Source organism: Polyangiaceae bacterium (assembly GCA_016715885.1).
Lineage (GTDB): Bacteria > Myxococcota_A > Polyangia > Polyangiales > Polyangiaceae > Polyangium.
Genome location: JADJXL010000022.1, coordinates 260970 through 282707 on the forward strand (window position 1 = coordinate 260970; position 21738 = coordinate 282707).

Annotated in this window: 17 protein-coding genes; 11 read left to right on the forward strand and 6 right to left on the reverse strand. The window is 59.4% G+C overall.

Annotation, left to right across the window (positions count from 1 at the left end):
- Positions 1-512: 512 nt before the first annotated feature.
- Positions 513-1082 (forward strand): hypothetical protein, encoded by a 570-nt coding sequence (locus IPM54_33195; GenBank protein MBK9264629.1) that lies wholly within the window; start codon positions 513-515, stop codon positions 1080-1082.
- Positions 1083-1089: 7 nt separating this feature from the next.
- On the opposite strand, the gene IPM54_33200 is transcribed toward IPM54_33195, so the two are convergent.
- Positions 1090-2211 (reverse strand): AAA family ATPase, encoded by a 1122-nt coding sequence (locus IPM54_33200; protein MBK9264630.1) that lies wholly within the window; start codon positions 2209-2211, stop codon positions 1090-1092.
- A gap of 72 nt (positions 2212-2283) precedes the next feature.
- Here IPM54_33200 and IPM54_33205 point away from each other — a divergent pair, with 72 nt between their 5' ends.
- The 8 genes from IPM54_33205 to IPM54_33240 all read left to right on the forward strand — a co-directional run bounded on the left by IPM54_33205 (position 2284) and on the right by IPM54_33240 (position 15352).
- Positions 2284-2934, forward strand: a complete 651-nt coding sequence (locus IPM54_33205; GenBank protein ID MBK9264631.1) for an RNA ligase family protein — start codon at positions 2284-2286, stop codon at positions 2932-2934.
- Positions 2935-3125: 191 nt separating this feature from the next.
- On the forward strand, positions 3126-9515 hold the full coding sequence (locus tag IPM54_33210) for a HAMP domain-containing protein (protein ID MBK9264632.1): 6390 nt from the start codon (positions 3126-3128) through the stop codon (positions 9513-9515).
- A 45-nt stretch (positions 9516-9560) separates the two neighbouring features.
- Complete coding sequence (locus tag IPM54_33215; protein MBK9264633.1) at positions 9561-11666, forward strand: response regulator; 2106 nt, start codon at positions 9561-9563, stop codon at positions 11664-11666.
- A gap of 28 nt (positions 11667-11694) precedes the next feature.
- Entirely contained in the window at positions 11695-12144 is a 450-nt protein-coding gene (locus IPM54_33220; protein MBK9264634.1) for a hypothetical protein, read from the forward strand.
- Positions 12145-12149: 5 nt separating this feature from the next.
- Positions 12150-12410: a hypothetical protein gene (locus tag IPM54_33225; protein ID MBK9264635.1), complete on the forward strand. Its 261-nt coding sequence runs from the start codon at positions 12150-12152 to the stop codon at positions 12408-12410.
- 26 nt (positions 12411-12436) lie between these two features.
- Complete coding sequence (locus IPM54_33230; protein MBK9264636.1) at positions 12437-12727, forward strand: hypothetical protein; 291 nt, start codon at positions 12437-12439, stop codon at positions 12725-12727.
- A 231-nt stretch (positions 12728-12958) separates the two neighbouring features.
- Positions 12959-14365 (forward strand): hypothetical protein, encoded by a 1407-nt coding sequence (locus tag IPM54_33235; protein MBK9264637.1) that lies wholly within the window; start codon positions 12959-12961, stop codon positions 14363-14365.
- A gap of 153 nt (positions 14366-14518) precedes the next feature.
- Positions 14519-15352 (forward strand): metal-dependent hydrolase, encoded by an 834-nt coding sequence (locus IPM54_33240; GenBank protein ID MBK9264638.1) that lies wholly within the window; start codon positions 14519-14521, stop codon positions 15350-15352.
- Positions 15353-15365: 13 nt separating this feature from the next.
- Here the strand turns inward: IPM54_33240 and IPM54_33245 are convergent, their stop codons facing one another.
- Entirely contained in the window at positions 15366-15983 is a 618-nt protein-coding gene (locus tag IPM54_33245; GenBank protein ID MBK9264639.1) for a nucleotidyltransferase domain-containing protein, read from the reverse strand.
- Positions 15984-16097: 114 nt separating this feature from the next.
- Here IPM54_33245 and IPM54_33250 point away from each other — a divergent pair, with 114 nt between their 5' ends.
- Entirely contained in the window at positions 16098-17609 is a 1512-nt protein-coding gene (locus IPM54_33250; protein ID MBK9264640.1) for a hypothetical protein, read from the forward strand.
- A 187-nt stretch (positions 17610-17796) separates the two neighbouring features.
- Entirely contained in the window at positions 17797-18348 is a 552-nt protein-coding gene (locus tag IPM54_33255; GenBank protein MBK9264641.1) for a hypothetical protein, read from the forward strand.
- A 13-nt stretch (positions 18349-18361) separates the two neighbouring features.
- Here the strand turns inward: IPM54_33255 and IPM54_33260 are convergent, their stop codons facing one another.
- From IPM54_33260 to IPM54_33275, 4 genes are all read right to left on the reverse strand, one after another.
- Entirely contained in the window at positions 18362-19108 is a 747-nt protein-coding gene (locus tag IPM54_33260; protein MBK9264642.1) for a hypothetical protein, read from the reverse strand.
- Between the two features lie 519 nt (positions 19109-19627).
- Entirely contained in the window at positions 19628-20056 is a 429-nt protein-coding gene (locus tag IPM54_33265; protein ID MBK9264643.1) for a DUF86 domain-containing protein, read from the reverse strand.
- Positions 20053-20418, reverse strand: coding sequence for a nucleotidyltransferase domain-containing protein (locus tag IPM54_33270; protein MBK9264644.1), 366 nt, complete (start codon positions 20416-20418; stop codon positions 20053-20055). Before IPM54_33270 ends, IPM54_33265 begins: the two co-directional genes overlap by 4 nt.
- 182 nt (positions 20419-20600) lie before the next feature.
- Positions 20601-21089 carry a hypothetical protein gene (locus IPM54_33275; protein MBK9264645.1) on the reverse strand — a complete coding sequence of 163 codons (489 nt, stop codon included), beginning with the start codon at positions 21087-21089 and terminating at the stop codon, positions 20601-20603.
- Between the last annotated feature and the right edge of the window lie 649 nt (positions 21090-21738).

Here is a 21738-nt window from a genome sequence, read left to right on the forward strand (position 1 = left end):
ACGAGGAATGATGCAAACGTTTACGCGAAGGCATCTTGTTGCACTGGTCGTGTTGACGCTGTTCTGCAGCTTGGCGCTGGCCGCGATGGGCGACACGGCCGAGGCTGCGGGGGAGTCGGCGCAGGTTGACGATGCGCCCACACGGGGTACCTTCGTCGACGATCAGGACCTGGACGCTGCTGCGCTTGCGTGGATGGCGGACGCGATGCAAATGTCGATCGACCCAACCGATGCGCTCAAGGGAATCAAACCTGATTGGTCATGCGGGCGTGCACCGTACAATTGTAAATCAACCGAATTCTGTCCGTACGACGGCGGTTTTTCTCTCTGCAGGGTCACCGCGTGCGGTGAGGGAAAGTGCTCCTGGTGCCCGGTGAACCCACCCTTTCGTATCGTCAAATCGTGGTGCTCCTATGCTTGCATGAAAGAGTCGACGATTGTCGGAGGTGCGTGGGCATTCAGGCTAGCGGGGGACCTTTGGTGGGGTCCAACCTGCTTATGAGGATGGTCCAATGGCAGATTCTCCCAAATACGCGCATTTGAGTGACCAAATACCCCCGTTGCCGGAAATCTTTCGGAAGGGCGGATGGCTCCCGGATGCAACACCCATCACGCCTGAGACGTGGTACGAATTTTGGTGCGTTGCTGCCATACATGGCTGGTTCATGGTGCTGACGTCGCCCAGACTTTGGGCGAGGCTGCGTCGTATTCCGCCCAAAGCCTTTTTGCTGAAAATCGTCGACGTTTACTTGGTGTACGCCAAAAGTAGTAGGCGTTATTCGCACAATCCGCAAATCCGGCCACCCGTCGATCTGGCCCTGCGCGCGGCCTCCGTGGAGCGTCTACGCAGTCTGCTGGTCGATTGGGAACCGCCGGTGGTAACGCCCGAAATTCGCGAAGCTGCGATGGCTGCTCACCTCACCGAGATGGGGGAGCCACTCGCAGAAAATTGGGATGGACCGGAATTCGAGCCGAAGGACGCACCCCTCGAAGCCATGTTGCCTTGGCCCGAGGGGGGAGAATGGGACGAGGAGGCGTTCCTCGCGGGACGCATGAACGAAGAAGGCAATCAACCGAAATGACCATCCACTATCGCAACACCACGTCCAAGCGATGCGCTTCCATCAAGCTCGGAACCTCCCATCGTTCGCTCATGCGGCGAATGACCGCTTCGGGCACGCGTGCCGCTCGCGCGCGATTGTGCGCCAATAACGTGCCCATCGGCGCTTCGACGTACACGATGTGTATGCGGGCCCCGTAATCGGCCGCGAGCTGTATCAATGGACCGCGACGCTGCCGATTCAGATTCGTCGCATTGTAGATGAATCGTTCTCCGCGCCGAAGATGCTCGCGCACGCGCTCTTTGCCCGCTTGCACGATGGCTCCCTGATTCTCGTCGGGATCGATGTCCATCGAAGCTCGCAAGTCATCGAGCGACACGACGGGCAAATCCGAAAATCGGTCGCGCACGCACGTGTCTTTCCCAGCACCCGGCAATCCACACATCATGATCATTTCGCCACGCGTGTCGTCGTGCACCGGAACGTCCGGCGATCGATTCTCCGAACGGAAATACACCACGCGCGTATGATCGGACGGGAAAACGCGTGGTTTGTCGTAGCACCCCTCTTCGATGCAAAACGTGCGAAAGAGCTCGATGTTGTCGACGATGCGCTGCATGTCTTGGCATTCGCGCCCGCGAATGTCCGCTTCGGCCACGAGCGCCAAGAGATCGGCGCGACAAACCAGCGAAATCTCGGCGGCCAGGCGCTGCGCGTCGTCTCGCTCGATGAGGTAAAACGGGATTTGGTGATGGCGTATCAAACCGCAAACCATTTCACGTAGCGAAAATGGCGCACCAAGCTCCCACAAAAGCCGCCGCGTCAGCATTTCGCCCGCTCGCGAATGCCCCTTGGCCGTAATGCGCCCGTCCGGCTCCTCCTTCGTCGTGAAAGGCTTGGCGACATCGTGCATCAAACACGCGAGCCATACGGCAGCTCGATCGGCTTCGGATAGCGCACGCCACGCGGGCATTGCAACGAGCGTCTCGAGGACCATGCGCGTGTGTATCCACACGTTTCCTTCGGCATGATGAATGGGATCCTGCGGGCACGGCTCGAGCGCGCGGACCCAATCGAACGTTTGCAGCTCGTCCCAGGGAACGTGAAACGCAGGCGGTAGAGGCGGCTTTACGAGCAAATCGAGTGACATGGCGAGCTCGCGGAAGATGGGGGAACGGAAGTATGCACGAATGACCGTGAATGTGCTAGTGTGCGCGACACCGTGTCAGCAAAGTATCCGAGAACCTTTCATTTTCCGTGGTCTCCTGGAGGGACGTCGGACGACAAGCGTCTCGCGGACGTGTCGGCGCTGGTGGGCGTCGAGATCGTCGTGACCGAGAAATGTGACGGATCGAATTTGACGTACACGCGGAAGAATGTTTTTTCGCGCTCGCATTCGGGCCCGCCACCGCATCCGAGCTTCGACTTGGCCAAAGCGACGCACGGACGCATCGCGCATATGATTTCCGAGGGGATATCGATCTTTTGCGAGTATTGTTATGCGGTGCATTCCATTACGTATGACGCACTGCCCAATTATTCGCTGGTTTTCGGTGTGCGTGACGACGAATCGGGGCTTTTCTGGGATTGGGACATGGTCGTGGCGCAAGCCGCGGACTTGGGACTGCCCACGGTGCCGGTTTTGTTTCGAGGTGTCGTCGGGTCCGTGGACGAATTGCGAACGCTCGTCGAGCAGCTTTCGCGCGGGTCATCGGTATTCGGTGGTCCGCGCGAAGGCGTGGTGACACGGGTCGCCAGCCAATTTCCTGAAGACGCGTTCAGCCATAAGGTGGCGAAATGGGTGCGCAAGGACCACGTGCAAACGGACGAGCATTGGATGCACCAAGCCATCGTGCCTCAGAAGCTTCATTAGAAAGTTTGCCCACGTCGAGCGTCAAAAAACTGTCGAATGAAATCTTCGACGTGTTCGTCCGATTGGTTTGACCACCAACGGTATCAGGCATTTCCTGACACGTGTAGACGGTAATTACCTGGTTTACATCGCGTCACTTTTTATTGGTAGGATGAGGCCGTCATGGGCGGCGATGCGCCCAGGGGGACCTTATGCCGAAGCGGATTACGGACGGGCATTCCCGTTCGCTTGGTGCACGTCAGAAGAACAAGAAAGCTGAAAGCGGGCGAACCGTTGGATCTCGCAAGGAAGTGTCGCCGAGGAAGAAGGCGACGCGCGGCAATTCTGCGCAGGTTGGCCTCGGGTCACTCGATAGACGGCTTTTGCTCGAGGCACTGACGGCGCTCAAGAAAGGCGATTTCTCGGTGCGATTGCCCTTGGATTGGGAGGGGCTCGACGGGAAAATTGCAGATACGTTCAACGACGTGGTCGAGCTCAATGGGCGTGAAGCGAGCGAGCTGGAGCGCATGAGCCGCGTCGTCGGCAAAGAGGGGCGTATTGCGGAGCGCGCTTCGGCCGTGGGACTTGGCGGTGCGTGGGGGCAAAAGGTTGCGAGCGTCAATGCATTGATCAGCGATTTGGTGCACCCGACGAGTGAAATGGCGCGCGTGATCGGCGCCGTTGCCAAGGGTGACTTGTCTCAAGCCATGGCGCTCGAAGTGGATGGCCGGCCGCTCGAAGGGGAATTTTTGAGGACCGCGAAGACCGTCAATACGATGGTCGATCAGCTTGGTTCATTCGCATCCGAAGTGACGCGTGTCGCGCGCGAAGTCGGTACGGAAGGAAAACTCGGCGGGCAGGCGGACGTGAAAGGCGTGGCCGGTACGTGGAAGGATTTGACGGATTCCGTCAACTTCATGGCCGGCAATTTGACGGCGCAAGTGCGTAACATTGCAGCGGTTACGACGGCCGTTGCGAATGGCGATTTGTCGAAGAAAATTACAGTCGACGTGCGCGGTGAAATCTTGGAGCTCAAAGATACCATCAATACGATGGTCGATCAGCTCCGCTCCTTTGCGTCGGAAGTGACGCGCGTTGCGCGCGAAGTCGGTACGGAAGGAAAACTCGGCGGGCAGGCGGACGTGAAAGGCGTCGCCGGCACGTGGAAAGACTTGACCGATTCCGTCAATTCAATGGCGGGTAACCTGACGAGCCAGGTGCGTAACATCGCGGCCGTGACGACGGCCGTTGCGAATGGCGATTTATCGAAGAAAATCACGGTCGACGTGAAAGGCGAAATTCTGGAGCTGAAGAACACCATCAATACGATGGTCGATCAGCTCAATTCGTTTGCGTCGGAAGTGACGCGCGTTGCGCGCGAAGTCGGTACGGAAGGTAAACTCGGTGGTCAGGCCGAAGTGAAAGGCGTGGCCGGTACGTGGAAAGACTTGACCGACAACGTCAATTCGATGGCCGGTAACTTGACGGTGCAGCTTCGCGACGTGTCGAAGGTCGCGACGGCCATTGCAAACGGTGACTTGACGCAAAAAATCACCGTCGATGCGCGCGGCGAAATCTTACAAATCAAAAACGTCATCAATACGATGGTCGATCAGTTGAGCTCCTTCGCGGCCGAGGTGACGCGCGTTGCGCGCGAAGTCGGTACGGAAGGAAAACTCGGCGGTCAGGCGGACGTGAAAGGTGTCGCTGGTACGTGGAAAGACTTGACCGATTCGGTCAATTCGATGGCCGGTAACTTGACGGTGCAGCTTCGCGACGTGTCGAAGGTCGCGACGGCCATTGCAAATGGTGACTTGACGCAAAAAATCACCGTGGATGCGCGCGGCGAAATCTTACAAATCAAAAACGTCACCAATACGATGGTCGATCAATTGAGCTCCTTCGCGGCCGAAGTGACGCGCGTCGCGCGCGAAGTCGGTACGGAAGGAAAGCTCGGTGGGCAGGCCGAAGTGAAAGGCGTCGCCGGTACGTGGAAGGACCTGACGGATTCGGTCAATTCAATGGCCGGCAACCTGACGGCGCAAGTTCGTAACATCGCAGCGGTGACGACGGCGGTCGCCAATGGCGATTTGTCGAAGAAAATCACGGTCGACGTGAAAGGCGAGATTCTGGAGCTGAAAAACACGATCAATACGATGGTCGATCAGCTCAATTCGTTCGCATCCGAAGTGACGCGCGTGGCGCGCGAAGTCGGTACGGAAGGCAAATTGGGCGGTCAGGCGGACGTGAAAGGTGTTGCCGGTACGTGGAAGGACCTGACGGATTCGGTCAATTCAATGGCCGGCAACTTGACGGCGCAAGTGCGTAACATCGCAGCGGTGACGACCGCCGTCGCGAATGGCGATTTGTCGAAGAAAATCACGGTCGACGTGAAGGGCGAGATTCTGGAGCTGAAAAACACGATCAATACGATGGTCGATCAGCTATCGGGTTTCGCATCCGAAGTGACGCGCGTTGCGCGCGAAGTCGGTACGGAAGGCAAATTGGGCGGACAAGCCGACGTGAAAGGCGTGGCCGGTACGTGGAAGGACCTGACGGATTCGGTCAATTCAATGGCCGGTAACTTGACGGCGCAAGTGCGTAACATCGCAGCGGTTACGACGGCGGTCGCCAATGGCGATTTGTCGAAGAAAATCACGGTCGACGTGCGCGGTGAAATCCTGGAGCTGAAGAACACGATCAATACTATGGTGGATCAGCTACGTTCGTTCGCGTCCGAGGTGACGCGCGTGGCGCGCGAAGTCGGCACGGAAGGCAAATTGGGCGGTCAGGCAGACGTGAAAGGCGTGGCCGGTACGTGGAAAGACTTGACCGATTCCGTGAATTTCATGGCCGGCAACCTGACGAGCCAAGTGCGCAACATCGCGGCCGTGACGACAGCCGTTGCCAATGGCGATTTGTCGAAAAAAATCACGGTCGACGTGCGTGGTGAAATCTTGGAGCTGAAAAACACGATCAATACGATGGTCGATCAGCTCAATTCATTCGCGTCCGAAGTGACGCGCGTGGCGCGCGAAGTCGGTACGGAAGGCAAATTGGGCGGTCAGGCAGACGTGAAAGGCGTGGCCGGTACGTGGAAAGACCTGACCGATTCCGTGAATTTCATGGCCGGCAACTTGACGAGCCAAGTGCGCAACATCGCGGCCGTCACGACAGCCGTCGCGAATGGCGATTTATCGAAGAAAATCACGGTCGACGTGCGCGGCGAAATCCTGGAGCTGAAAAACACGATCAATACAATGGTAGATCAGCTCAATTCGTTCGCATCCGAAGTGACGCGCGTTGCGCGCGAAGTCGGTACGGAAGGCAAATTGGGCGGCCAAGCCGAAGTGAAAGGCGTGGCCGGTACGTGGAAAGACCTGACCGATAACGTCAATTCAATGGCCGGCAACTTGACGAACCAGGTGCGTGGTATTGCCAAGGTCGTGACGGCTGTTGCCAATGGCGATTTGAAGCGAAAACTATCCGTCGATGCGAAAGGCGAAATCGCGGCGCTCGCCGATACCATCAACGGCATGATCGATACGCTCGCGACATTCGCCGATCAGGTGACGACGGTTGCGCGTGAAGTCGGTGTCGAAGGAAAACTGGGCGGTCAAGCGAGCGTGCCGGGAGCCTCGGGTACGTGGAAGGACTTGACGGTCAACGTCAATCAGCTCGCGGCGAATTTGACGACGCAAGTGCGTGCCATTGCAGAAGTCGCCACCGCCGTCACGAAGGGCGATTTGACCCGCAGCATCAAGGTCGAGGCGCAAGGCGAGCTCGCGGCGCTGAAGGACACGACCAATGAAATGATCCGAAACTTGCGCGACACGACGCTGAAAAATAGCGAACAGGATTGGCTCAAGACGAACCTGGCCAAGTTTTCACGCATGCTCCAGGGGCAAAAGGATTTGCTCGCCGTCGGCAGGCTCATTCTGTCGGAGCTCGCGCCGGTCGTTTCCGCGCAGCAAGGCGTGTTTTACACGATGGATGTTTCAAAGGAAGAACCGACGCTGAAGCTTTTGGCGAGCTACGCGTACAAGCAACGCAAACATTCCGACAACAAATTCAGGCTGGGCGAGGGGCTCGTGGGTCAATGCGCGCTGGAAAAGGAGCGCATCATGCTCGTCAATGCGCCGCCCGATTACATCACGATCACGAGCGGCCTTGGCGAAGCGGTGCCGGTGAACATCGTCGTATTGCCGGTGCTCTTCGAAGGCCAGGTCAAAGCGATTCTGGAGCTTGCTTCTTTCGAGCGGTTCAGCCCGACGCACCTTGCATTCCTCGATCAGCTCACCGAATCGATTGGCATCGTGCTCAACACGATCGAGGCGAACATGCGCACGGAGGACTTGCTGAAGCAATCGCAATCGCTCGCGCGTGAGCTGCAGAGTCAGCAAGAGGAGCTGCGACAAACCAATGCGGAGCTTGGCGAAAAAGCGCGGCTTTTGGCGCAGCAAAACGTGGAAGTCGAGCAGAAGAACAGCGAAGTGGAACATGCTCGGCAGGCGCTCGAGGAGAAGGCAAAGCAGCTCGCATTGACGTCGAAGTACAAGTCCGAATTCCTCGCGAACATGTCGCACGAGCTTCGGACGCCGCTGAACAGCCTGCTGATCCTGTCCGAGCAGCTTTCGAAGAACACCGAAGGCAATTTGATGGCCAAGCAGATCGACTTTGCGAAGACGATTCATTCGTCGGGCAATGATTTGCTCGCGCTCATCAACGACATCTTGGATTTGTCGAAGATAGAGAGCGGTACGGTCGTGGTGGACGTGGGCGAGGTGTGGTTCCGCGATCTCGGCAATTACGTCGAAAGGACGTTCCGGCACGTGGCCGAGGCGAAGAAGGTGGAGTTCGAGCTGGATTTCGGGACAAACTTGCCGCGGTCGATTCATACGGATGCGAAGCGATTGCAACAGGTGCTCAAGAACCTGCTTTCCAACGCGTTCAAGTTCACGGAACGCGGCAAAGTCAGGCTCGAAGTATGCACGGTCTCCGAGGGGTACAGCCGCGAGCACGAAACGTTGAATCGCGCGGGAGCAGCGATTGCGTTCAGCGTGCACGATACGGGTATCGGCATCTCCTCGGACAAACAGCAGATCATTTTTGAAGCGTTTCAGCAGGCGGATGGATCCACGAGCCGCAAGTACGGCGGAACGGGTCTGGGCCTCGCGATCAGCCGCGGCATCGCGAACTTGCTGGGCGGGGAGCTGCGTTTGTCGAGCGTTCCCGGACGAGGCAGCACGTTCACGCTCTACATTCCGCACGTGTACATGGCTCCGCCGCGTACCCAGCGCACGCGATCACAGACGATGGAAGCGGTAGCGCTACCGCCGAGCCCATTGTTGGAGGTCATATCGCATGACACGCCGCCGGTGGTGCATCGGAGCATCGACGACGAACAGACGGAGATCGGGCCTGGAGATCGCGCGCTGCTCGTGATCGAAAACGACATCGCGTTCGCGCGGCTCGTCATGGATGTGGCGCGGGAGCGAGGGTTCAAGCCGATCGTGGCGCACCGAGGAGCCGAGGCTTTGTCGCGCGCGAGAGAGCGCAAGCCGGCTGCGATGACGCTCGATCTGCGCTTGCCGGACATGGATGGGCTGCGCGTACTCGATCGGCTGAAGCACGATCTGGGATTGCGACACGTGCCGGTGCAAGTGATCACCACGGACGAAGAACAGCGGGAGCGTGCGCTTCGAAAGGGGGCGATCGACGTGGTCTCGAAGCCGATTCGGACGCGTGAGGAGCTCGCTTCCGCGATCGACAAGCTGCGTGCGTTCATCGATGCCAAGCAGCGATCGATTTTGCTGGTGGAGCCGAACCCGCTCGAAATCGAGCACAAGAGCAAGCTTCTCTCGCACGAGTCGGTGGACATCCGCGTCGCGACCACGTTTCAGGAAGCCGTCGACGCGATCGCACAGGCGCGTCCGGATGTCGTGGTCACGGGGCTCGACCTTCCGGATGGCAATGGTCTGGATCTCGTGACGCGAGCAGGTCTTGCGAACGACATGGGTGTGCCGATCATCCTGCACGTGCCGCATGGTGCGCCGCCTGCGGAGCAAGAGCGCATCGACAAACTGCTGCATACGGCGGTGCTGAAGCAGAGTCGTTCCGAGGAGCGATTGGTCGACGAAGTTGCGCTCTTCTTGCACCTGCGTGTCGATGATTTGCCACCGCAGCGGCGCGCTTGGCTCGAGAAGATCCACGCGTCGCCCGAGGTGCTCGCGGGCAAACAGGTGCTGATCGTCGACGACGACATCCGCAACATCTTCGCGATGACGACGATCCTCGAGGAGCAGGGGATGAACACGCGTGCGGCGGAGACAGGGCGCGCAGCGATCACGGTGCTCGAGCAGCACGAGGGGATCGACGTCGTGTTGATGGACATCATGATGCCGGAGATGGATGGTTACGACACGATCCGGGCCATTCGTTCGCGGGAAGCATGGCGCTCGCTCCCGATCATCGCGGTGACCGCGAAGGCGATGAAGGGCGATCGGGAGAAGTGTTTCGAGGCAGGCGCGACCGACTACGTTGCCAAGCCTGTCGATCCTGAGCAGCTCTTCGCGCGGCTCAGATTTTGGCTGCACCGATGACGGCGAGGGTGCGTCGGGAACAACCTCGCGAGTGAGGGGTGGCAAATGGGCGAAGTGCGCGACGAACGAAACAAGGTCGGGATCCTGGTGGTGGACGACTGTCACGATCGGCTGCTGGCTGTCGAGACGATGCTCGCGGATTTGAACGAACGCGTGGTGGTTGCGCAGAGTGGGCGGGAGGCGCTGCGGTGCCTCCTGCAGGAGGACTTTGCGGTCATCCTGCTCGACGTCGACATGCCCATCATGGATGGGTTCGAGACGGCGCGACTCATCCGGCAACGCAAGCGCTCGCGACAAACGCCGATCATTTTTCTGACGGCATTTGGCGACTCTTTTCAGGCCGCGCAGGGGTACGCGCTCGGAGCTGTTGACTACATCCTCACGCCAGTCCATCCAGATATTTTGAGAGCAAAGGTATCCGTGTTTGTCGCTCTGCACCGTAAAACGGAAGAGGCCCGGCTCGCGGCGCAGTCGATCGCCGAGCGCGCCTCGCAACTGTCGGCGCTGTCGCGTGCATCGCTCCTGATCAACGCGGCGCGATCGATCGACGTGATGCTGGAGGAAGTTGCGCGGGGTGTACGCGTGGCGGTCGGTGCGAGCGCCGCGTTCGTTGGGTGCGTGAACGGCTCCAAATCTGCGCTTGCCTTTTCGCCGCGCGAAGCCTTCGACATGGCCGTCCATCGCGCTCGAGACTTGCGATCCGATTGGGTGCATCAGCGGGTCGCATCCGAGTCGCGGGTGATCATGTTGTCGCCATCGGACCGAGACAAACTGCCACCACGACCCGGGTTGCCTCGAGGTCCGCTCATGGCCGCACCGCTCATGGGCCTCGAGGGGCAGTGCGTTGGTTGGATCGAGGTCGTGGGGGCGCTGGATCGGACGTTCAGCGAGGATGACGAATCGCTTCTTTTGCTCGCCTCGCAGCTCGCGTCCGTGGCGCTCCAGAATCTTTCGAACGCGGAAGAACGTGAGGTGAGCAGGCTCAAAGACGAGTTTCTCGCGACGCTGTCGCACGAGCTTCGCACGCCGCTCACGGCGATCGTCGGGTGGACGCGGATTCTGCTCGACACGAAACCCGATGCGGCGAAGATCGCGCGGGGGCTCGAGGTGATCGAACGCAACGCGGGCGCGCAGGCCAAGCTCATCGAGGATCTGCTGGACGTCTCGCGCATCGTGACGGGCAAACTGATGCTCGACACGACGCTCGTGGGGCTCTCGTCGCTCGTCGAGACTGCGATGGAGACGCTTCGCCCCGTGGCGCAGGCGAAGAACATCACGGTGACGCTGTCGCTCGGCGATCGCCGGGACTTCGTGGACGGCGATCCCGAGAGGCTACGTCAGGTCACGACAAACCTCATCGCGAACTCGCTGAAGTTCACGCCTGTTGGCGGGCGTGTCGAGGTGCGCGTGCGCCGCGTGGAGGACGACGTCGAGCTTTCGGTGAGCGACAACGGCGAGGGGATCCGCCCAGAATTCTTGCCGTTCGTATTCGATCGATTTCGCCAGGGTGACAGTTCGAGTCGCAGGGCGCACGGGGGGCTCGGGATCGGCCTTGCGGTCGTGCGGCACATCGTCATTTCGCACGGCGGCACGGTGACGGCTCACAGCGCTGGCGTGAACCAGGGCGCTACGTTCGTCGTGCGATTGCCCCGCGTCGTGCGCGAGGGTGACGGCCCAACGCCTCCGCCCGTGAGTTGCCTCATCGCGCCGCCACCGACGCTCGCAGGGCTGCGCGTGCTCGTCGTGGACGACAACGAGGACACGCTCGAAATTCTGCGGCAGGTCCTCGCTTCGCATCGGGTGGACGTGCGCACTGCGTCGAACGTGCGTGATGCGATCGCTGCGTTCGACGCCGTGCGTCCGCATGTGCTCGTGAGTGACATTGCGATGCCTGGGGAGGATGGATACGACTTCATGGATCACATTCGGCGTCGTGGGCCGGAGCGTGGGGGGGCCGTACCAGCGCTCGCGCTCACGGCTCATGCGCGTCCGGAGGATCAAGAGCGCGCGCTTGCTGCGGGGTTTCAGAAGCACGTGTCGAAGCCGGTCGATCCGGCTGAGCTCGTGCAGGCGGTTGCGTCTCTCGTGGGTTTGTCTTGGCCACGGGGGAATCAGGCGGACGAGTGGGTGGCATCGAGGGACAGTGCTTAGGGGCGAATAGGCATGGAAAGCGGGTGAGATGGCGGGACGAGACGATGGAGGAGATGCTTCGGGACGCGGGCGGCCGTGGACGGATTCTCGGGAGAACCCGGACGAGCGGATCGTTCGGTTCATCGAGGGGAACGTGTCTGCGCTCGAGGAGCTCGAGGTCATGTTGCTCCTTCGTTCGACCGCGCCGCGTCCTTGGCGAGCCGACGAGGTTTGTCGGGAGCTTGGGTCGAGTCTTCGTTCGATTCAGATGCGTCTCGACAAACTGACGTCGATGCAGATTTTCGTTTTGGTCGGCACCGCGCAGGAGAAAGCGTACCGATACGAGCCGCTCGACGAGCAGATGCGTTCGTTGATTGATGGAGTGGCGAAGCTTTACAAAGAACGTCGGCTTTTCGTGATTGATCTGTTGTATGGGCGTCCCGAGAGTGAGATTCGAGCGTTTTCGGAGGCATTTCGGATCAAAAAGGGGAGAGGGTGATCATGATCGCTCCGGTCGTTTATCTCCTCTGCGCGCTGACGAGCTTGTTGACCATGGTATTGCTTTTTCGAGCGTACATGGCGCGGCGAGTGCGTTTGCTGCTTTGGAGTGGTCTTTGTTTCGCGGGGCTGGCGCTCAACAATGCGCTGCTTTTCGTGGATATGGTTGTCATTCCCATGGCGGATCTCTCCATGTTCAGGCAGATTCCGGCGGTCGTGGGTATGTCGCTACTGGTCTTTGGGCTCGTATACGATATTCGCGAGTAGTGTGAATGGGGTTTGGGGAGGCGAGTATGTATGAGTTCACGAGCGGTGTGCTCTTTTTCGGGTTCGCTGTCGTCGCGCTCTGTTTTCTGCGCTTTTGGCGCAAAACGGGGGATAGGCTATTCGCGATCTTCGCAGTTTCTTTTGCGCTCATGGCGGTGAGCCGCTGTTTGCTCGGTTTCATGCGGGTTCAGGAAGATGCGTACCCTTACGTCTATATGCTGCGACTTTTGGCGAACATTGTGATCATTTATGGAATCATCGACAAGAATCGCAATATCGGCCACGAGGGTCGAGCGGAGGCGCCTTCGCGTCCGTGATGCGCGTCGTTGAACGGTGGGCAATCGATCGCGATTACACATTCTCTGCGAATAGAGGTCGACGTATCCATTGATTCGGGGCCATGTAGAAGCATCAGTTGAAAAATACGAAATCGAGCGAATGAATTTTTCGAGCAGCGTATGTTGCGGCTTGCTCAGGTCGCTTCGTTGAATCACGGTCGCATTCGTTCGGGGGGATTACGTTGATGCTCCAACCAACGAAAGAGCGAAATGAACGCATTGCGTGGTTCCTTGTACATGGGTGTTCTTGGGGTATTCGTTTTGGCGGCTGGTTGCCAGGGCGAAGAAACCACTCAAACGACCGATGCAAAGGTCGCGGGTGAGAGCTGCGTCGATGGTTGCGACAATCCGGCTGCGGATGAAGGCACGACCGATGCCGAAACCGATGCTGCGGATACCGAAGCCGATGCGGCGAATGTCGAAAGCAGTGCCGACGCGACGCTCATGAGCGGCGTGGCATGCGGTAAGGGGACCGATACTTACGAGCCGAACGACAAGCGCGGCAAAGCCATCAATGCGCCGCTTGGCGTTACGACGGGACTTTCCATTTGCAGCGGAGACGAGGATTGGTTTCGCGTGGCCGTCCCGGCGAGCACCATCGTGCGCGTGGGCATCGAAATGAATCATGATGCCGGCGATTTGGACCTCGTCGTGTACGACGAAGCCGGTCGGCTCGTGGGAGGCCGTTATGGCAAGCAATATCCGTCGTCTTGGAGCGGTTTCGAGACCGATTCGGAGTTCTACGGTCTGTATTCCGAACGAGGCGATGCGGTATACCACGTTCGCGTCGTCGGTAAGAAGGGCGTGGAGAACGACTACAGCTTGCACGTAGACCATTTCCCTTACGTCGATGGTTCGAGCTGCACGGGGGCCGGTTTTTCCTTGGCCGACTGCATAGGACAAGGTGCCAATGGCAGCGGCCTCTTGCCATTCCCGTTTCCCGACCCGAATGATTCGACCGTCGGGGCTGGTTACGAATGGGAGAGCGCCGCGAATTATCGATTTGCTCGGCGCGAGCTCATCATGCTCGTCCGGCACGCTTTGGCCGAAACGATCAAGGCATTCCCCAATACGACGGCTCTTTCGCTCCTCGATGTGTGCCAGAAAGACGGCATTACGCCTGGTTACGACGTCGGGAGCCCTCGACATCCGCAAAGCACGCATGACCAGGGTGGAAACATCGACATTGCGTACTTCCAAACGGACGGCGCGAATGATGGGGAAATCGTCTGCGGCGACGGCGCCACGCATGGCGATGGCTATTGCACGAAGGGTGCGACGAAAACCAACTTCGTGGATTTCCCTCGACAAGCGTTTTTCATGGCCAAGCTTTTCGCTTCGCCAAGAACGCGCGTCGTCGGCACCGACACGGTGCTCGCTCCGCTCATCGCCGATGCAGCGAAGGCTCTTGCCGCGCTTCCCAAGGGACATCCGCAGCGGATTACATCGAACGAGCTGGCCGGATTCGAGAGCAAAATGGCATATGGCTCCGGGTGGCCGTACCACCACCACCACATTCACCTCAGCATGAATTGGTGGACGTCGAAGGGGTCTTTCGTGCCGGACAATGCGGCTCCGCTCGGCCCCACCGAGCACTCGATGGCAATGCCCGAGTGACGTGAAGCCGGTCTGATGAATGGGTAGCTCGCTTCGCGCACGGGGGGACGCGCGAAGCGAGGCTAGCCATCATGACATTCTTCACGTTTCGGCCATTGACCAAGCGCTCGACAGCCGGTATATCTTGGAGCGACTGAAAAGGAGTTACTCGCCATGACGGTCCTCCAAGATGCCCCTCGGCAGCAAAATGGTTCGGTTCCTCGTCCCCGGTCGCCGGGGGTCGATCTGGATGCCGAGTTGCCGCGGTATTGGTTGGCAGACAATGCATGGGCGACGCACATTGCCAACGGCGTCAACATGCTATTTCCGGCCGGAGAGCGTTTTTTCGTCCGTTCGGTGAACCATTACATGGATCATGTCGACGACCCGCACTTGAAAGCTCAAATCAAGGGTTTTTTCGGACAGGAGGGACGTCACGCGAAGGAGCACGAGCGGCAGCTTCGGCAGCTCGAACTGCAAGGTTATGATGTGCACCGCATCTTGGCACTTTACGAACGAATTGCGTTTGGTTTCCTCGAACGGGTATCGCCCACGTCGCTGGCGCTTGCGACGACGGCCGCTGCGGAGCATTTTACGGCAATCATGGCCGAGAATGCATTGAAGAGCAGATTGCTGGACCGTGCACATCCGGCGATGAGGCAGCTACTGTATTGGCATGCGGCGGAAGAAATCGAGCATCGGGCGGTGGCATTCGACGTGCTCCGCAAGGTGAATCCCAGTTATGGGTTGCGCATGGCGGGCCTGGCCATGGCCAGCGTGTGTTTGACGGGGTTTTGGGCGATGGCCGTCACGGTTCTCTTGACGCAGGATACGGAGCTCGAAAAGAGGCGGTTATGGGATGATTTTTTGGCCATGCGAGCGGTCAAAGAGCGGCGCGCTTTTCTTTGGAAGGGAATCCGCTCGTACATGCGGCCCGATTTTCACCCGTCGCAGGCAGACATCGATCACCTCGCGGAAGAATACTTGTCGAGCGTTGGATTGGCGTAAAACCGTAGCCCCGTCACTTTTTCCCGGCCAATTGTACGAGCTCGGTGCACATTTCTTCTCGAACTGTGCCGAATCGGTCTTCGTACCACGAAAAATCGTCATTGGGTCCGCGCTGAATATCCGCATGCCAAGCATTGGCGCACGTGAAGTCGGCGAGCTTGCCGGTCTTTGCGATTTGAAGCGCGAATGCCGGCACTCGCAAGGCGTGGAAGACTTTCTTTCGTGATGGCCCGGGCTCATCGACGAATCGCTTTTTGGCTTTTTGCCAATCGGCTTTCGACTTTTCGGTGGCCGACACCGACAATTTCCTTCGATCGAGCGTATACTTGAAGGGCGGGCGCGGGGCCATGAGCGTCGCTTCCGGCGACGCAAAGAAACATTCCAATGCGAATACGCTTTGATCGTCGAGCGCTGTTTGAAAGGTCACGGGGCCATGAATGACGATGTTGATTCCGTGCGCAAAAGCCAAGTCTTGCTTTTGTCCAGGCCGCGTCATGATCACGACGAAATCGTCGTCGGACGTGGGTTTGGCCGTGCCGTACACGCGCGATCCCACACGGTAGGCCGCGCGCACATCGCCGGCCGATGCGCGCAGAATCGAACATAACGAATCGAGGACGGCTTGGCTCATGCGTCTCTAGCGTAGGGCATCGTGGGCAAAGTGCAATGGTCCCGCGACCCTGCACGAAGGTGGACTGCACATTGAGCATGGGCATCGACCAGGATTTGCGGTAGAAAGCATTTCATGCGCGCATCCGCCCGGTCGAAGCTCGTGGTTTCCTTGATTGCCGTCACGACCATCTCGTGTGGATGCACGCCGGCACCCGCACCGACGCGACCCAACGATTCAGCGCCCACCATAGGCAAATCCTCCGGCACACCATTGGCCAGCGCGAGCATTGTGGCGGCTTCTGCGAGTGCACCTCCGGCAGCTCCACCCGCGCCGTCCGCGCCGGTGCGTCTACCCACCCTCGAGTGGGCTCGGCGCTGGGGTTCCTATGGAAGCGACAACGCTGGTAGGCTCGTCGTTGCCGATGACGGCACGTGGATCATGGCTGGCGGCTACCAATTCGAAATCGACTTCGACGGCAAGAAGCTCACGGGTACGTCGGCATTGCAGGGCAACATGGGGACGTTCATTGCCGGATTCGGCCCCGATGGGAAGCTTCGCTGGGCCACGGATTTTCACGGCAAAGCTAACGAAAATATCACCGATATGGCTTTGGGGCCCGACGGCACGGTCATCTTTGCTGGAGCGTTTCGCGAGATGAATGCTGGCTGCGGGAAAATTCGATCCGTGGAATTCGACGATATTCTCGTTGGCGCATTGTCTACCTTGGGTCGATGCGAGTGGACGCGAGGCTTCGGTAGCAAAGGCAATGATTGGGGCCAAGCCATTGCCGTGGACGATGCAGGGAACGTGACTGTTTTCGGCACGTTCCAATCCGGAACGAATTTCGGCGGTGGTCCCATGGATGCTGGCGAAAGCGCGGGCGTCTTTGCGGCAAGTTTTACGCCGGGTGGCAAATATCGATGGGCACGCTCATTGGGAAACCGTTCGCCCATCTTTGCGCAGGATGCTACCGTCGATGCAGCCGGCAACGTGTACGTAACGCTTCGTTTCGAGGGGACGGTCGATTTTGGCGATGGTCCGAAGACGAGCCGTGGGGGTGGCGACGTCGCTCTCTTGGCGCTGTCGTCCGACGGCCGATTGTCATGGTCGACATCGTTCGGCGGACCTTTTTTGGACGTTGTGAATGGACTCGTCGTCGATCCTCGATCGGGTGATTTGCTTTTGGTCGGATCGTTTGCACGATTCATCGATATTGGCACGAATCATCTCGAGAGCGCCGGGGGCGGGGAAGGATTCATTGCGCGCTTCGACAAAATGGGGAAACCTTTATGGGCCCAGAGGCTCGGGAGCTCCGAGCATGACAGCTTGGGCAGCGTGGCTCTCGACGCGCTGGGCAACATCTACGCGATTGGTCAGTTTCGCGGTTCGTTTACGTTCGGCGAATCCACCTTGCGCAGCGCGGGCGAATACGACGCACTGGCCGTCAGCATGAATCCGGACGGATCGCCACGCTGGGCCGTGTCATTCGGTGGACCGGGCTATGAGGACGCGAACGGATTGGCGGTCGAGCCGTCTGGACGCATTCTCGTCGCAGGCACATTCGCCTCGAAGGCTTCATTCGGTACGACCAACCTCGAATCGGCCGGCGCACACGACATATTTGTCATCGCAATGCGTCCGTGATTCTGTCGGCCCGATGGGCTCGTCTGGCCGCGCTGAATTGAGCGAACGTCTGCTACGGACGAGCGAGGATTCGTCGGCCAAAACGGTGCTTTCCACACAAATTTGCATTGCGGAATTTGCCATCGCGTTCAGCTTCTGAACCAGACGAGCTGGGGGGCTGAAAATGACCAGGGCGGACGTGTGCGTCATGCGCGCGGGAGTAATATTGGCATTGCTGGTTTTTTCGGGTTGCGGCGCTGCCGCGAGGGCGCCGAAGCAGCACGTCGCGGCCGTGCCATCGACGACGGAAAACCCGCTTTCCAATGCGGCGCCCGAGACGATGCCGATTGCAGCGCCCGACGCGCCGGACAAACCGCCGGTCGAGTCGTCATTGCCGACTGCCGAGGCGGCAGTGTCGCCCATTGTGTCCGCACCCGCGGATTCTCGAGGGATCAAGCGGGCGGAATTACGCGGCAGGGTGGAAAATCATGCGGGACAGCGATTGACCATCGAGCCGCTGATGATATTGAGCCCGACGTATCCCGTGCCGGCGACGACGGCGGGTCTTTGGATTGAGGGGAAGGGGGACGGGGGCGAGGCGGATTGGCTTCTTTTCGCAGAGGTCAAAGTGGCGCACAGCCTGCACTTTGGAATGCCGATGGTGGTGGACATCGTCAAGAAAGAAGCGCTGGGCGCGCAGCGGCGAGCGCTCGAGACGTTGCCGCGTGGTTCGCGGGTGCGCATTGAATGGGCGTGGTGAAGGGGGTTGTCAATTACGCGTTCGGAGGTGCCGCTTGTTGCGCAAGTGCCGCGGGCGCCGTCGCGACATACCGCTCCGCCAATTCCACGAGCGATGCGTGAAGCGCCATTGCCAATTCACGCTCGGCGCCTTCGCCACCATGTTCGACCATCCATGAAAGCGTATCGGCCGCCCATGCAAACGTCGTCGCGCATTCCATCGCCGCAGTTGCTTTTCGCCGATATGGCGTGCGATTCGTCTCGCCATGGCCAATCGCCGCGGCCAATGCATCCGTGGCCGATGCAATCTCCGCCATGATCGGCCCGAGCCCCAAGAGCGCCACGTCCGCTGCACCTTGTCCCTGCGATGTCAACGCCGCCTGCTTGCGCGCGAAATCGACTTCCTCTTGATACCGCAATTGCGTCTGCCCAGCGCCCGCACCGAGAAGCAGCATCTTTTGTAGACGCTCGGCAGCCTCCCGCTTGGCCGTGTTGTTCGATTCCGCCGCCACCCCGAGGAGCCCATTCAATTGCTTTTGGCAGGAGTCCCATTGCCGATCGCAACCCTTCGCACCCCCAGCTCCGGCAATCGCCTCGAGGAGCCCCATCACCGTCCGCTTCATACGAATTTTCACCACGGCCGTCATTGGTGCATTCCAGAGTGGCGTCGACGAATTCTCGTAGTTCGTCGTATCCACGAGCGCCCAAGCGCCCGTCGACATCGTGGACCCGAATGCAGTAAAACCCGCTTGCGGAACATGGGCAAACGATAGCTGACTCATGATGTCGCTCCTTTCCGACCCGGCTGCGTCACCAGGTGGTTATCCGCTTCGATGCAGCGCCATCGAAGATGTTCAACATTTTTTGTCGTCGATCGTCAGGCAGGAACGAAGCTGCGGGAACCCTCGTCGAGTTCGCGAAAAAACTCGACGGCACGCGGTGCGCTCGTGGAGGAAACTCGACGACGGTCAGCGCGTCGGGCGAAAAACTCGACGACGATTGCCGCGTTCGGACGACGCACGCGGTGACCGTCGGTCGTGCACGAGCAAAAAGTCGATGAGGATCCGGAAGGTTGGGCTCGAGACTCGACGGCGGTCGCCGCGTCTGCCGCAAAACTCGGCAACGAGCGCAGGCATTGAGCGAAAAGCTGAAGGACGGATGGCGCGATTGGAGCGGAAGTGGGTGACGATCGGTGCGTCAGCGGGTCACTGCGCCGGCAAAGCGGCGGACAAACCGGGCGGTAAGTGACGAGGTATTTCGATCGCGGCGCGGTCGCAACCTCGTGAAGTCATCTGCGACCGTCATGACTCTTGTTGCCGCGTATTCAGTTTCTGTCGAATCGCAGCCACGTACAGCAGCAAATCATCCACATGGTGTTGCACGACATTCTGTACGACTCGGGGGTCGACCGCTGCATAACCATGCACCAAAAGATTGCGAAAACCCACCATGTTGTGGAGTGTCAATGCGAGCGTCGCATCAATCCAGCCATGCTGTTCGAGCAGCTCGAACATGGCTCGATTCGAGCGAGGTTCGCCCATACGTTCGTCCGAAACGATGTGCGAGGCTACGTCGAGCGCTGCTTGAATGGCGATTTGCAAGGTATGCTCTGCAAACCGGCGCTCACGTAAATCCCGCACGATATCGGCGGGGCGCGACAATGTGCGCAATTCTTGGACATACGTTTCAATACAAGCAAGCTTCTTGCTGACGAGGTCCACGTCCGTCATGTCGGTCTCTCTTGTCGACGGTATCTTCGAAGCACGGGCTCCAAATCGAAATATTCATTTCGTGCTCGCACTTCGAATGCAATCCGTGCGCTGCGATCACGGTCCAGGAGAAGTTTACCGTCACGGAGAATCCGGTGCACCAGATCGATCGGCGCCGAATGCAGGTTGACGACCTGTACCGGTCGCCCAACGGCACGCTCGAGCTCCCCTTCGAGCCTGAACGGTTGAGCATCGAGCGTTGGCGCAGGGGCTTGCGCGTAGAGAACGGCAATGTCGACGTCGCTGTCCGACCGCCCTGTCCCGCGAGCAAAGCTCCCGAAAAGATACGCGGCAACGACCCCGTACTGCTGCGCCTCGAGGATCGTGCGTAGAGCTTGCTCGGATTCGGGCTCGAGATGCGCCACGCCCTGAGTTTAGACTCGAGTTCGACGCGAGTAAAGACATAGCGCATCCCATCCACCACAACTCGGGTGACCGAGAGCCCGACAATTTCGCGCTGGGCACCTTCGTGCTGCGATTCGGAAGGTTGCGCCGAACCGATCAGTCATCGATGCGGCGCTGTGCGAAGCGCATGCATGTGAGCCTCGAGCGCGGCGGCCGAGCATATCACCGCACCGCTGTCGTCGTGAAATCGCTCGAGCCATTTCGCTGCTGCTGAAACGCTGGAGAACGACTCATGAGGGTATGGGAGACGCGCAAGCATACTGAGACCGGTGGCCACAGCCCGAACCATGGACGCCCGAAAGCCCTCCCCCTCGAATACGAGAGCGGACGCGCGCACGAATCCGGCCCCTGCGGCGAGCGAGTCCGCAAGCGCCTTGCGTACATCGGGCTCCGGCGGCGGAGCTCCCGTGTCGACGACGCCAAGCAAGACTCCGGCACCATCGGATCGAGCGGCTGCGATTCGAACCGTTTGCTCCAATGCGCGAGCCGCGTCCACGGTGGTGGTGCCACGCCAGACATAAAACACGGCCCCGGGCACGTACCCAATGGCATGCAACAATTGGGCTCGTACAATGTAAAGTTGATCCACGAAGCAAGTGTAGAACGGTCGTGCGGGAACGACAAGAAGCTGTCTCACGCGCCGACCACGGCTGACAACCTCGGACGCGCGTCATGGCGGCAAGCACCAGCGCATAGGATGAAAAAAACGCCAAATTCGGCGGGCGTCAGCGCAACTTGGCGCCATTTCAATGGGCCAGCACACTCGGGGCAAACATTGACATCCACAGCAAATACGTGTCTGAGCAGCCACGCCCATGCCGCTCGGTGCATCGCCGGCGCCACGCGTTGCTCCATCGACATCGATAAGGCATCGGTCACAAGTCCGATGATTGGACCGGGGTTGGTTCCGTAGAGTAGCGTCATTTGTGGCATTCGGCGCCCACGTCGACCGCGGGTACGCGCGCGGATTGCGGTTTACATTTTCGTGCATTCTGATAACTTACGACCTGCCACGAGGAGGTGACGCATGCGGATCGAGCGTGACGACGGAGCCTTGGAGATGAGAAAGACCCGTGGACGCGGTCCCTGGTGGACGTTGGCGTTGATCGCCCTCGCCCTCCTCGGCGTGGCGTCGATGGGGTGCGCGGGCACGGCGACGGTCGTGCACAGACCCACGGTTTACGGCTACGTCGTGGCGGACGCGGGCCCGATGCCGGCGAACATTGCATCCCACCCGT

Excerpts from the sequence above, each read along its gene's own strand:
- IPM54_33195 (MBK9264629.1), top strand. The coding sequence starts at position 513 with ATGGCAGATTCTCCCAAATACGCGCATTTGAGTGACCAAATACCCCCG.
- IPM54_33200 (MBK9264630.1), bottom strand. The coding sequence starts at position 2,211 with ATGTCACTCGATTTGCTCGTAAAGCCGCCTCTACCGCCTGCGTTTCAC.
- IPM54_33210 (MBK9264632.1), top strand. The coding sequence starts at position 3,126 with ATGCCGAAGCGGATTACGGACGGGCATTCCCGTTCGCTTGGTGCACGT.
- IPM54_33215 (MBK9264633.1), top strand. The coding sequence starts at position 9,561 with ATGGGCGAAGTGCGCGACGAACGAAACAAGGTCGGGATCCTGGTGGTG.
- IPM54_33220 (MBK9264634.1), top strand. The coding sequence starts at position 11,695 with ATGGCGGGACGAGACGATGGAGGAGATGCTTCGGGACGCGGGCGGCCG.
- IPM54_33230 (MBK9264636.1), top strand. The coding sequence starts at position 12,437 with ATGTATGAGTTCACGAGCGGTGTGCTCTTTTTCGGGTTCGCTGTCGTC.
- IPM54_33235 (MBK9264637.1), top strand. The coding sequence starts at position 12,959 with ATGAACGCATTGCGTGGTTCCTTGTACATGGGTGTTCTTGGGGTATTC.
- IPM54_33240 (MBK9264638.1), top strand. The coding sequence starts at position 14,519 with ATGACGGTCCTCCAAGATGCCCCTCGGCAGCAAAATGGTTCGGTTCCT.
- IPM54_33245 (MBK9264639.1), bottom strand. The coding sequence starts at position 15,983 with ATGAGCCAAGCCGTCCTCGATTCGTTATGTTCGATTCTGCGCGCATCG.
- IPM54_33250 (MBK9264640.1), top strand. The coding sequence starts at position 16,098 with ATGCGCGCATCCGCCCGGTCGAAGCTCGTGGTTTCCTTGATTGCCGTC.
- IPM54_33255 (MBK9264641.1), top strand. The coding sequence starts at position 17,797 with ATGCGCGCGGGAGTAATATTGGCATTGCTGGTTTTTTCGGGTTGCGGC.
- IPM54_33260 (MBK9264642.1), bottom strand. The coding sequence starts at position 19,108 with ATGAGTCAGCTATCGTTTGCCCATGTTCCGCAAGCGGGTTTTACTGCA.
- IPM54_33265 (MBK9264643.1), bottom strand. The coding sequence starts at position 20,056 with ATGACGGACGTGGACCTCGTCAGCAAGAAGCTTGCTTGTATTGAAACG.